Source organism: Pseudomonas sp. TUM25319, from assembly GCF_056388475.1.
In genome coordinates, this window is the sequence record NZ_CM150751.1 from 2,988,008 (window position 1) to 3,000,505 (window position 12,498).

Here is a 12,498-nt window from a genome sequence, read left to right on the forward strand (position 1 = left end):
GGGCCGATGGCCGGTGCCGTCGGGGTTAGTGTTGGTCAGAAGCCGGAGGGTGTTCTATCCACTTTCCGCAGGAATGGGGGGAGCGCGTCCGGTTTCATACTGGAACGTGCGTCCCTGCGCTTGTCCGTATCACACACCCTCTTGGCTGCCTGGCGCCCCCTCTCGCGGTTGTCGCCAACGGCTGGCCTGCCACTATTAAGCGCGAAAACCATTTCGGCAGGAGGTGAAGGGTTTGGGCGCGCTCGCCAGGGTTTCCAGTCAAGACGAGGTCGTGCGGTTTGGCCGCTATGCCGTGCATGCGGGGCAGCGGCTGATCCTCGCCGACGGCCAGCCGCTGCGCATTGGCGGCCGGGCCCTGGATATTCTCCAGGTGCTGCTGGAGCGGGCAGGTTCAGTGGTAGACAAGCAGTCCCTGATCGCCCGCATCTGGCCCGACACCGTGGTCGAGGACATCAACCTGCGGGTGCACATCGCCGCGCTGCGCCGGGTGCTGGGCGATGGACGCGATGGCCAGCGGTTCATCGTCAATGTGCCGGGGCAGGGCTACAGCTTCGTCGCGCCCGTCGAGTACGACGGTCCGCTCGAGGCCGCGGCGCTGCATAACCTGCCGACCCGCTTGAGCCGCCTCATCGGCCGTGACGAAGAACTGGCGGCGCTGCAGTTGCTACTGGCGCAGCGCCGGCTGGTGACCCTCGGCGGCCCGGTGGGCGTGGGCAAGAGCGCCCTGGCCCTGAGCGCCGCCGAAGCGCAGAAGCCGTACCGACGTGATGGCGTGTGGCTGATCGACTTCGCCCAGGCGCGATGCCCGCGGGAAGCGGCCGTCGACCTGCTGCGCGCCCAGGGCCTGGCACCGCGCGAGGACTGTCCGCTGGCGGGCCTGCCGGGGCATCTGCTGGAGCGCCGCGCGCTGCTGGTGCTGGATCACTGCGAAGCGCTGCTGCAGGGCAGCCGGCGTCTGGCCGAAGCGCTGCTGGCGCTGGCCCCGGGGGTGACGCTCCTGGCGGTCAGCCGCGAGCCGCTGCGCATTCGCGGCGAAACCCTGCTGCCGGTGCTGCCACTGGCGGTGCCACCGAGCAGCGATGCCCACAGTGTCGAGCAGTTCATGAGCTATGCGGCGGTACGTCTGTTCGTCAGTTATGCCCAGGCGCGGCAGGCGGATTTCTGCCTGCGGCCGCAGGACCTCAGGGCCGTGTGGGAAATCTGCCGGCAACTGGACGGTCTGCCGCTGGCGCTGGAACTGGCGGCGGCGCAGATCGATGTATTCGCCCTGGTCGGCCTGCGGGCGCAACTGAGTGAGGGGCTGCAGGTGCTCAACCGCGGCCGGCGTACCGCCCAGGCCCGTCACCAGTCGTTGAAAGCGGCACTGGACTGGAGTTTCCAGCGCCTGCCGGCGATCGAGCAGCAGGTGCTGCGGCGGCTGGCGTCCCTCAGTCGGGCCTTCGACCTGGAACAGGCGGTGGCCCATGTCGCCGGCATCGGAATCGGCCCCCTGCAGGCGGTGAGGGCCGTGGAGCGGCTGGCGGCCACGTCGCTGCTCAGCCTGCAATACGGGTCACAGCGTTACCGGGTACTGAACAGTACGCGCTGGTATGTGGAGCAGCAGGCCGACCCGACTCAGGCTCGGCTGCTTTCATCGTAGCGATTGCCGGCACTGCGGCGCGCCGGCAGCCGCTCCAGTAGCTGGCGTGCCCGCTGCAAGGGGACGGTGTCGAAACCCTCGCTGAAGCGGGCCAGCACCGGCTCCAGCAGTTGCCGTGCCGGCCCGGGCCGGCTCTGATCCAGCCACAGCCCGGCCAGTGCCGTGGCAGCGCGCAGTTCCCAGGCCAGCGCCTGCTGGCGCCGGGCGATACCGATGGCCTTGAGCAGCAGGGTTTCGGCGTCCTGGCGCTGTGTTGTCTGCGGTTCGGCCAGCAGGTGTTCGGCACGGGCACAGAGCAGGGCCGCGCTGGCCCAGCCGGCGCTGCCGTCCTGCGCGCGGGCCAGCAGCGTGGCATCGACCCGGCCCGGCACCAGCGTGGCCAGCAGGTCGTCGATCAGCCCGCCCACAGGTGCTGCCGCCGCGTTGCGCAAGGCCTGGGCGTAGGCGTCTGCCCATCGCTGGAACAACCCGCAGGAGTGCCGCGCCGCGGCTTCGCGCAACGCCGCGATGCGCTCGCGCACCTGCTCCGGTTCGCCGTTGTACCAGGGTATCAGGCAGCCACTCAGGGCCAGGGTGTAGCACAGCGTGGTGCCGTGGTTGATCTGCCGGGCCAGTTCCAGCGCCTGGTCGGCGGTGCACGCCGCCTGGTCCGGCAGGCCCTGCAGCCAGAGGATGCGGGCGTGCAGGGTGAGGGCGGCGACGCTCTGGTCGTACTGCACGCCGAAGCCATGGGTGAAGCGGTTGAGACGACCGCTGTGGGCCATGCGTTGCAGGGCATCTTCGGCTTCGCGGCGGGCAGCGCCCTGGTCACCGCAGAAGTGCAGGCCAAGACCGCGCAGGCGCTGGGCGCTGAGGGCCAGTTGCGGATCGTGGCTGATGCCGCGCTGGTCGAAATCGCGGCTCAGTTGCAGCGCCTCGTGGTATTCGCCACGGCTGAGGTTGACCGCCATGTGTCCGGAAATGGCGCGCAACTGGCCGGAAAGGTCGCCATGGCGCTCGGCCAGTTCCCTGGCACTGGCGAAGGCTTCGAGGGTCTGCGGGCTGCCGCCATCGCCGTGGTAGCTGAAGGTGCCCATGGCCAGCTTCAGGTTGATGTGCAGTTGCCCGCCGGGGTGGGCTTCGTTGTCCAGCAGGCGCAGCGCCTTGCGGATATAGCGACCGTGTTCCGAGAGCAGCGACAGCTCCTGCCACAGGGGCGCCGAGGCGGCGGTCAGGCGCGGGCCGAGCAGGCCGGCGTCGCTGCGGGCGAAGCTCCATTCCAGGGCCGCCCGCAGGTCGTCCAGGGCCCGCGAGTAACGCTCCAGCCACGGCTCGGCCCGGGTGCCGGGCCACTCGCGCTCGGCCTGTTGCATGATCGCCAGGTAGCGCTCGGCATGGCGCTTGAGGGCGGCGGGCAACTCGCCGGCCCGCTGCAGCTTGGCCATGGCGTAGCTGCGGGTGGTGTCGAGCATGCGGTAAAACACTTCTTCGTCGCCGACATCGACATTGAGCAGTGACTTGGTCACCAGCTGGCTCACTGCGTCCAGTACCGCCTCACGGTCCAGGCGCTCGTCGGTCACCAGTGCCAGCGCCGAGGCCAGGGTGAAGCTGCCGCGCAGGACGCTGAGGCGGCGCAGGCAGGTGCGCTCGCGGTCGTCCAGCAACTGGAAGCTCCATTCGAGGGTGGCGCCAAGCAGGTGCTGGCGATTGTCTTCGGCCGGCACCGGGACCAGGTGCTTGCGCAGGTCGGCCAGCAGGCCCTCGACCCCCAGGCTGCCCAGTTGCGCCGCTGCCAGTTCCAGGGCCAGCGGGATACCGTCCAGATGGCGGCAGAGGGCGCAGACCGCCGCCAGGTTGTCCGCCGTCAGGTCGAAGCTTTCATGGCGGGCGATGGCGCGCTCGACGAACAGCTGTACCGCGCCGTAGCGCAGCGCCTCGGCAGGATCGCATGGGCCGTCGGCAGGCGGGCACTCCAGTGCGTCCAGCCGTTGCAGGTACTCGCCCTCGGCGCGCAGGCTTTCGCGGCTGGTGACCAGGATCTGCAACTGCGGCGCACTGCGCAGCAGGTGCTCGCAGAGGCTGGCCACCGAATCGACCAGGTGCTCGGCGTTATCGATCACCAGCAGCAGGTGGCGCTCGCGCAGGTGCGCGCAGAGGGCATCCAGCGGCGCCTGGTCGGGCAGGGCAACGTCGAGCACGCCGGCCAGGTTGCTGATGATCATCGAGGGGCTGTGCAACGGGCCGAGATCGAGCAGGTGAACACCATCGGGATAGTGGCCGAGCAACTGTTCGGCAATACGCAGTGCCACGGTGGTCTTGCCGATGCCTCCGGGGCCGGAAAGAGTGAGCAGGCGCTGGCGGGCCAGTTGGCCGAGCACCTGGTTGACCAGCATCTGCCGGCCGATCAGGCGGGTGCGGCGCAGCGGCAGGTTGTGCCGCCGGTCACTGCTGGCCGGCGCGGGCGCAGGCTCCGCCTGGGCGATCAGCGGCGCGACGAAGCTGTAGCCGCGCTGGGCCACCGTGACGATGTAGCGCTGCCCGCCCTGGCCATCGCCCAGGGCCTTGCGCAGGGCGGCGATATGCACCCGCAGGCTGATTTCCTCGACCACGGTATCGGGCCAGACCCGCGCCATCAGGTGCTGCTTGCTGACCACCTCGCCGGGCTTTGCCAGTAGTGCGAGCAGGATATCCATGGCACGCCGGCCGAGGCGCAGCGGCCGGTCGTTCTCGGCGATCAGGCGCTGGCCGGGAAACACCCGGTAGGGACCGAACTGCACGGCCTGTTCGCTGTTTGGGTTCACACACTGCTCCTGACACTGATCCGACTATTGGCAAGGGCCTTCTGGAGCGCTCTGCTCCGTGGCTTTGCAGCATGGTGGGCAGGTTCGGCCGGCAACGCAATGACGGGCTGTCCGGTTGCCGGGCATTCCCCGTCTACGCTTGTACGGCTGCGCAGGGGAACGCGGGCAAAACCCCACGCGGCCCAGGGAGATAATTAACAACGTTTAACTCTACAAGCACGGCGCTACGCCGAAGAATCCTGTGGATCACTCACCGACCGGGAGCGTGGCATGACTGATGAGGCCGACCGCACTGATCCCACTCGCCGCCACCTGCTGGCCGGCTCTCTGCTGACCGCCGCCGTGGCCCTGTTGCCACGGCTGTCGTTCGGCGCCAACTCTCCAGACCAAGGACCTGCAATGAATGCCGATCTGATTCTGTTCAACGGCCGCTTCCACACCGTGGACCGGGAAAACCCCGAGGCCACCGCGGTGGCGATCAAGGACGGGCGGTTCGTCGCCGTTGGCAGCGACGCCCAGGTCATGGCCGCACGCAGCACCGGCACCCAGGTCATCGACCTCAAGGGCCGCTGCGCCATCCCCGGCCTGAACGACTCGCACCTGCACCTGATCCGTGGTGGCCTCAACTACAACCTCGAACTGCGCTGGGAAGGCGTGCCGTCGCTGGCTGATGCCCTGCGCATGCTCAAGGACCAGGCCGCCCGTACGCCGACCCCGCAGTGGGTGCGGGTGGTGGGGGGCTGGAACGAATTCCAGTTCGCCGAAAAACGCCTGCCGACCCTTGAAGAACTCAACCAGGCCGCGCCGGACACCCCGGTGTTCGTTCTGCACCTGTACGACCGCGCCTTGCTCAACCGTGCCGCGCTGCGGGTTGCCGGCTATACCAAGGACACGCCGAACCCGCCGGGCGGCGAGATTGTCCGCGACAGCAAGGGCGAGCCTACCGGCATGCTGGTGGCGCGGCCCAACGCGATGATCCTCTACTCGACCCTGGCCAAGGGGCCGAAGCTGCCGCTGGAATACCAGATCAACTCGACCCGTCAGTTCATGCGCGAGCTGAACCGCCTGGGCCTGACCAGCGCCATCGATGCCGGCGGTGGCTTCCAGAACTACCCGGACGACTACGAGGTGATCGAGCACCTGGCCAAGGAAGACCAGTTGACCGTGCGCATCGCCTACAACCTGTTCACCCAGAAGCCCAAGGAAGAGCTGGCCGACTTCAAGAACTGGACCGGCAGCGTCAAGCTGCACCAGGGCGATGACATGCTGCGTCACAACGGCGCTGGCGAGATGCTGGTGTTCTCCGCCGCCGACTTCGAGGACTTCCTCGAACCGCGTCCGGACCTGCCGCCAGGCATGGAGCAGGACCTGGAACCCGTGGTGCGCCACCTGGTGGAAAACCGCTGGCCGTTCCGCCTGCATGCCACCTACGACGAGTCCATCAGCCGCATGCTCGATGTGTTCGAGAAGGTCAACCGCGACATTCCGTTCAACGGCATCCCGTGGTTCTTCGACCACGCCGAGACCATCAGCCCGCGCAATATCGAGCGGGTTCGGGCGCTGGGCGGCGGCATCGCGATCCAGGACCGCATGGCCTTCCAGGGTGAATATTTCGTCGATCGCTACGGCGCCAAGGCCGCCGAGGCGACGCCGCCGATCAAGCGCATGCTCGCCGAAGGCGTGCCGGTCGGCGCCGGTACCGACGCCACCCGTGTGTCCAGCTACAACCCATGGACCTCGCTGTACTGGATGGTCAGCGGCCGCACGGTCGGTGGCCTGGCCTTGCACCAGGAAGGCCTGCCACGCCTGACCGCGCTGGAACTGTTCACCCACGGCAGCGCCTGGTTCTCCTCGGAGCAGGGCAAGAAGGGCCAGATCAAGGTCGGCCAACTGGCGGACGTGGCGGTGCTCAGCGCCGACTTCTTCAGCGTCGATGAAGAGGCGATCAAGTGGATCGAATCGGTGCTGACCGTGGTCGGCGGCAAGGTGGTCTACGGTGCCGACGACTTCCGCAACCTCGGCCCGCTGGACGTTCCGGTGCTGCCGGACTGGTCGCCGGTGGTCAAGGTGCCGGGTCACTGGCGTCCGGGTTCGCCATTGCAGGCCCAGGTACACCAGTGCAGCGGCCCATGCGCGGTGCATGCCCACGGCCATGAGCGGGCGCGGATGTCCAACGTCCCGGTCAGCGACTTCCAGGGCTTCTGGGGCGCCTTCGGCTGTTCCTGCTTCGCCTTCTGAGTTTCACCCCGGCGCGGGCTGTGGCCCGCGCCACTCCCGCGTCATTCAAACCAATGGAGTCCTGTAATGAGCACTGACTACAAACGCTTGAACAAAGACGATGCCGTGGTGTTGCTGGTGGATCACCAGACCGGTCTGATTTCGCTGGTGCAGGACTTCTCGCCCAACGAATTCAAGAACAACGTCCTGGCCCTGGGCGACCTGGCGAAATTCTTCGGCCTGCCGACCATCCTCACCACCAGCTTCGAGCAAGGCCCCAACGGCCCGCTGGTACCGGAGTTGAAGGAACAGTTCCCGGACGCGCCGTACATTGCCCGCCCGGGCCAGATCAACGCCTGGGACAACGCCGACTTCGTCCAGGCGATCAAGGCCACCGGGCGCAAGCAACTGATCATCGCCGGTGTGGTGACCGATGTGTGCGTGGCCTTCCCGACCCTGTCGGCGCTGGCCGAGGGTTACCAGGTGTTCGTCGTGACCGATGCCTCCGGCACCTTCAACGAAACCGTGCAGCAGGCTGCCTGGGCCCGCATGACCGCCGCCGGTGCACAGATGATGAACTGGTTCTCGGTGGCCTGTGAGCTGCACCGCGACTGGAGGAACGACATCGAGGGGCTGGGCAACCTGCTGTCCCAGCGCTTGCCTAACTACCGCAACCTGATGAATAGCTATTCGGCGTTGACGGCAGCGCAGCGGTGACTGTCGGCGCGTAGGCGCACGCAAGCAGGCGAGGGCGCTGGGTTGACGGGGTGTCAGTCAAGGGTCCGAGCCTGCTTTCGACACGCTAGGGGCGAGTCCGGATGCGCTGCGTCCAGCGCCTAGCGCAGTTTCCCGCCCAATGGGTATTCCACCGCGAACCTCACCTGATCGGTATCTGTCTCGGCCTGCGCCGTGTTGCCCCGATGCACGTTGTAGCGCAGCGACAGCGCGAGGTTTTTCGCCGGTCCGTCCTGGACCACATAGCGTGCTTCCAGGTCCCGTTCCCAGTGCCGGCCACCCTTGCCGTAGCCCAGCCAGGCGTAGCCACCTCGCGGATCGACATGGCTGCCGTCGATGCCGCTGCCGCGCACGTACAGCGCGCTGAACACCAGCCCCGGCACGCCGAAAGACTGCATCGCCAGGTCGTAACGTGCCTGCCAGGAGCGTTCGTTGGGCGCATTGAAGTCGGACAGTTGCACCGCGTTGCCGATGAAGATGGCGCCGCGGGTGACGTAGTCGAACGGGGTGTCGCCATCCACCTGCTGATAGCCGAGGCTGAAGGTGTGGGCGCCAGTGCGGTAGCTCGGCGTCAGGCTCCAGGTGGTGTTGTCGATCCGGCCGGACAGCGCCTTGCCGGTATCGGTGGTGCGATAGAGATGGAGGTCCAGCCCCAGCGAACGGTCGCCCGCCAGCGGCTTGAGGTAGCTGGCGCCCAGGTAGTGCTGGCGCCAGGTGTCTTCGTAGACCGAGCTGTAGAGGCTGGCGGTGAGGCCCGGCAAGCCGCTGTAGACCGCGCCGGCAAGGTCGAAGCTGTTGCCCTGTTTGCCATTGGAGTAGTTCACCACGAAGCCGCGGTCATGGCTGGAGGCGTTGCGGTCGGTGCTTTCGTTGAAGTGGCCGGCCACCAGCTTTAAACCAGGGATTTCCCGGCTGTCGAGGAAGAAACCGGTGGCGGTTTCCGGCAGCAGACGGCTGTCGGACGAGCTGAATACCGGGGTCTTCACCCGCTGCTCGCCGTAGCTCAGGGTCGTGTTGGCGGTACGAACCTTCAGGGCCGCACCACCCCGCGACGCATCGCTTTTGGGGTGGCCTTCGTTATCCAGCCCCAGCAGCCGCGCCTTGCCGGCCCGGCCGCCGCCGCTGTCCAGTTGCCGGGCGTAATACAGGTGGGCATCGACACCCACGCCGACGGTGCCCTGGGTGAAGCCCGATTGCAGGGTGCCCATCAGGCCATAGGCCCATTCCAGCGACTGGTCGCTGCGTTGGTTGCGGGGTTTGTAGGCGTTGCGCGCGCCGTTGCTGCGGGCGTCGTGGCGGTAGTCGCGCTGATCGAAGACGCTGCGGTTGAGCAGCAGCCAGGTGCTGTCGTCGATAAAGCCGTTGGCCTGTTCCTGGGCCGATTCGGCATGGGCCAGCGCTGGCGCCGCGAGGGCCAGGGCGAAAGGGTGGAGCTTGATCACGGGCGTTCCTTGCGTAACAGACGAAATCGGGAATCAGCGCGGTGGCAGTTCGCGCTGGATGATGCTCGCCAGGCGTTGGCCGGCACGGGGGTTGAGGTTGGCGGGTATCACCGGGGCGGCAGCGCCGGGCTCGCCGACCTGGATCGCCATGACCATGCCCATCGAGACATGGGGGCTGCACTGGATGCCGTAGAAGCCGGGGACGTCGAACGTTACTTCCAGCGGCTGGTTGATCTTGCTTTTGAATGGCGCGGCGCCGGCCGGCAGCAGGCCTTCGATGCTGGCGGCGTTGTGGCTGCTGTGGGTGGCGACGAAGCGCACGCTGTCGCCGGGCTGCAGGCGCAGGAAGTCCGGTTCGTAGACCATGGCGCCGCTGGCACCACGGTTGAGCATCTTCACTTCATGGACCTCGGCCACGGCGGTGCTGCTGAGCAGCAGGGCCGACAGCGCCAGGGCGGAAAAGCGTTTCATTGCAGAATCCTCGAAACAGGGTCAGAGCGGACGCAGGCGCAGGAAACGGCTGCCGTCCAGCGGGTCGTCGATGAAATGGCCGTGCACGCCGAAGGTGTCGCGCAGGCGTTGCGGGGTCAGTACCTCCAGCGGCGGTCCGAGGGCCACCAGCCGGCCCTGCTGCATGACTGCCAGGCGGTCGCAGTCCAGGGCCTGGTTGAGGTCGTGCAGGGCGATCAGGGTGGTCACCGGCAGTGCCCGCACCAGGTGCAGGATGCTCAGTTGCTGCTGGATATCCAGGTGGTTGGTCGGCTCGTCCAGCAGCAGCACGCGCGGCTGCTGGGCCAGGGCGCGGGCGATGTGCACGCGCTGGCGCTCGCCGCCGGACAGGCTGTGCCAGGCTCGTGTCGCCAGGTGCTGCATGCCCACCGCCCGTAGAGCGTCGGCGACGATGGCATCGTCGGCTGCGTTCCACGGTGACAGCGCCGACAGCCAAGGCGTGCGGCCCAGTTCCACGGCGTCGCGCACGCTGATGGCGTCATCGGTGCTGGCCTGTTGTTCCACCACCGCCAGTTGCCGGGCGATGTCGCTGCGGCGCAGGCGCGACAGCGGTTGCGCGTTGAGCAGTACCTCACCGGCGCAAGGTTTGAGCAGACCGGCCAGCAGCCGCAGCAGGGTGGATTTGCCCGAACCGTTGGGGCCGACGATGCCGAGGGTTTCGCCGGGAACCGCCTGCAAGCTCACTTCCGCCAGCAGCGGCGTGTCCTTGATCCGATAGCCCAGGCCGTTGCAGGCGAGGGCGGCACAGCGTTGCGCATCGTTGAAGGCGTTCATCGCAGGCGCTGCCCCCGGATCAGGATCAGGGCGAACACCGGTGCGCCGACCAGCGCTGTGATCACGCCGATGGGCAGCACCTGCCCCTTGAGCAGGGTGCGCGACAGCACATCGGCGGCGATCAGGAACAATGCCCCGCACAGTGCGCTCAGCGGTAGCAGGCGGGTGTGCCGCGGGCCGGCGAGCAGGCGCACGGCATGGGGAATCACCAGGCCGACGAAGCCGATGGAGCCGACGAGGGAGACCAGCACGGCGGTCATCAGCGCCGAGCAGGTCACCAGCAGCACCTGTACCCGGCGCACCGGAATGCCCAGCGCCGCCGCGGCATCGCTGCCGAAGGTGAAGGCGTCCAGTGCGCGGCGGTGCCACAGGCACAGCAGCAAGCCTGCCAGCACCACCGGCAGCGCCAGCCACACCGCCGGCCAGCGCACTCCGCTGAGGTTGCCCAGCAGCCAGAACATCAGGCCGCGGGCCTGTTCGGCGCTGGCCGAGGCGGTGATCAGGAACGAGGTGAGGGCGTTGAACAACTGCGAACCGGCGATACCGGCGAGGATGATCTGTCCGGCACTGCCGGCTCCCCGTGCGCCCCGGGCCAGCAGCGCCACCAGGGCGAAGGCGGCGAGGGCGCCGACGAACGCGCCGGCGGACATCGACAAGGCTCCGGCGCCGACCCCGATGATCGCCACCAGCACCGCGCCTGTGGACGCTCCGGCGGAAATCCCCAGCAGGTAGGGGTCGGCCAGCGGGTTGCGCAGCAGCGCCTGCAATACCACGCCGGCCATGGCCAGACCGGCCCCGCAGGCGCCGGCCACCAGGGCGCGGGGCAGGCGATAGTTCCAGATGATGCCTTCGTCGATGGGGTCGAGCAGATGCCCGGCACTCCACAACTTGTTGCCCAGCACGTCCAGCACCACGGACAGCCCGAGGCGCGTTTCGCCGATGCTGGCCGCGGCGATCACCGCCAGGGCCAGCAGGGCGCCGACCCACAGTGCATGGCCCAGCGAGCGCAGGGCGAGACGGGCAAGGGCGTGGAGCATCAACGGGCCTTCTGGCTGGCGGCGGCCAGGGCTTCGATGCCATCGATCAGGGTCAGGCTGGCCTGCATCGAGTTGGCGTCGATGATGACGATGCGGTCGTTTTTCACTGCGTCCATGTTGCGGGTGACCGGATCGTTCTTGAGGAACTCGAGTTTCTTCAGGTAATCGTCGGCGGGGAAGCGGCGGCGGTCCATGCGGGCGATCACCAGGAAGGTCGGGTTGGCCTTGGCGATGGTTTCCCAGCCCACGGTCGGCCATTCCTCATCGGACTCGATGACGTTACGCATGCCCAGGGTGTTGAGCATGAAGTCGGGAATACCCTTGCGCCCGGCCACGTAGGGGTCGATGTCGAGGTCGGCGCTGGAGAACCAGAACACCGCCGACTGGTTTTCTTCGCGGCGCTGGCCGGCGCTGGCGGTGACCTTGGCCAGACGCGCCTTGAGGTCGTTGACCACGGCATCGCCGCGCTCGCTCACGTCCATGATCTGCGCCAGTTGCTCGATGCTCTTGTACAGGCTGTCGATCTGGAACGGTTGCAGGCGGGTGCCGTCGGCGCCGCTGAGGTTGTCCTTGCCTTCGCAGTCGGACGGCATCAGGTAGGTCGGCACCTTGAGGTCGGCGAACTGCTCGCGGGTGCCGACCACGCCTTGCGGTCCGACCATCCACTCGAACTGCACCGCCACCAGGCCGGGCCGCTTGCCGATCACCGCCTCGAAGCTGGGGTCGTTGTCGGCCAGACGCTCGACCTTCGCGTTCTGCGCCTTGAAGCGTTCGGGGACATCGCTGAACCACAGCGAGGTGCCGGCCAGCTTCTGTTCCAGGCCCAGGGCATAGAACATCTCGGTACCGGACTGGCCGATGGTCACGGCGCGGGCGGGCGCCTGGTCGAAGGTCAGCTTCATGCCGCAGTTGTCCACGGTGAGCGGGTACTGGGTAGGCGCGGCGACAGCGGCGTGGTTCAGGCCGAGGCTGGCGAGCAGGGCTAGGGCGAGACGGGACGGTGACATGCGGATGCGATCTCCATTCGAACGTGTGCGGTGACACGGCACAGGTCTGGAAAACACACCCCGGAAAAACACGCGGACGCACGCCGGGCAGCCGTGAAGACGGTTGCCGTGCGCAGACGGGATGCCCTTTCCGGACACCCCGCCGGTGGGTTTGTGATGCTGCTGGCCGGCAGGTCTCCTGACTGGCGCGTCCTGGCACTGCTCCAGCCTTCCCGGGCGTGGCCCAGTGGCGTTCGATGAGGAGCAGGCTCGGCGCCTACAGTTGCGGGGGCAGTTCCGTTTTCGCGCCGGTGGGCGGCGCGCACGGATTCCCTATTAATTCCTTTCGGAAACCGGCGGGGCGCGATGGTACGGGAT

The 12,498-nt window shown here is 67.6% G+C and carries 9 protein-coding genes and 1 riboswitch; of the genes, 3 read left to right on the forward strand and 6 right to left on the reverse strand.

The features are described 5' to 3' along the window. The first annotated feature begins 232 nt into the window (after positions 1-232). Positions 233-1,639, forward strand: coding sequence for an ATP-binding protein (locus AC05QJ_RS14085; RefSeq protein WP_476747431.1), 1,407 nt, complete (start codon positions 233-235; stop codon positions 1,637-1,639). Here AC05QJ_RS14085 and AC05QJ_RS14090 read toward each other — a convergent pair. Next, complete coding sequence (locus AC05QJ_RS14090; protein ID WP_476747432.1) at positions 1,615-4,419, reverse strand: ATP-binding protein; 2,805 nt, start codon at positions 4,417-4,419, stop codon at positions 1,615-1,617. The genes AC05QJ_RS14085 and AC05QJ_RS14090 overlap by 25 nt on opposite strands. A 399-nt stretch (positions 4,420-4,818) precedes the next feature. Here AC05QJ_RS14090 and AC05QJ_RS14095 point away from each other — a divergent pair, with 399 nt between their 5' ends. Continuing rightward, a complete protein-coding gene (locus AC05QJ_RS14095; RefSeq protein ID WP_476747942.1) occupies positions 4,819-6,657 on the forward strand; it encodes an amidohydrolase in 1,839 nt (612 codons plus the stop codon). A 66-nt stretch (positions 6,658-6,723) separates the two neighbouring features. After that, positions 6,724-7,353: an isochorismate family cysteine hydrolase YcaC gene (gene ycaC, locus AC05QJ_RS14100; RefSeq protein WP_476747433.1), complete on the forward strand. Its 630-nt coding sequence runs from the start codon at positions 6,724-6,726 to the stop codon at positions 7,351-7,353. Positions 7,354-7,472: 119 nt separating this feature from the next. On the opposite strand, the gene AC05QJ_RS14105 is transcribed toward ycaC, so the two are convergent. From AC05QJ_RS14105 to AC05QJ_RS14125, 5 genes are read right to left on the reverse strand one after another with little or no spacing between them, the layout of a single operon-like run. Next, positions 7,473-8,810: an OprD family porin gene (locus tag AC05QJ_RS14105; protein WP_476747943.1), complete on the reverse strand. Its 1,338-nt coding sequence runs from the start codon at positions 8,808-8,810 to the stop codon at positions 7,473-7,475. 36 nt (positions 8,811-8,846) lie between these two features. Continuing rightward, positions 8,847-9,284 (reverse strand): pseudoazurin, encoded by a 438-nt coding sequence (locus tag AC05QJ_RS14110; protein WP_476747434.1) that lies wholly within the window; start codon positions 9,282-9,284, stop codon positions 8,847-8,849. 21 nt (positions 9,285-9,305) lie between these two features. After that, complete coding sequence (locus AC05QJ_RS14115; protein ID WP_476747435.1) at positions 9,306-10,097, reverse strand: ABC transporter ATP-binding protein; 792 nt, start codon at positions 10,095-10,097, stop codon at positions 9,306-9,308. Continuing rightward, on the reverse strand, positions 10,094-11,134 hold the full coding sequence (locus AC05QJ_RS14120; protein ID WP_476747436.1) for a FecCD family ABC transporter permease: 1,041 nt from the start codon (positions 11,132-11,134) through the stop codon (positions 10,094-10,096). Before AC05QJ_RS14120 ends, AC05QJ_RS14115 begins: the two co-directional genes overlap by 4 nt. After that, positions 11,134-12,141: an ABC transporter substrate-binding protein gene (locus AC05QJ_RS14125; RefSeq protein ID WP_476747437.1), complete on the reverse strand. Its 1,008-nt coding sequence runs from the start codon at positions 12,139-12,141 to the stop codon at positions 11,134-11,136. Before AC05QJ_RS14125 ends, AC05QJ_RS14120 begins: the two co-directional genes overlap by 1 nt. A 151-nt stretch (positions 12,142-12,292) precedes the next feature. Continuing rightward, a riboswitch (cobalamin riboswitch) is annotated at positions 12,293-12,493 on the reverse strand. Positions 12,494-12,498: the final 5 nt, after the last annotated feature.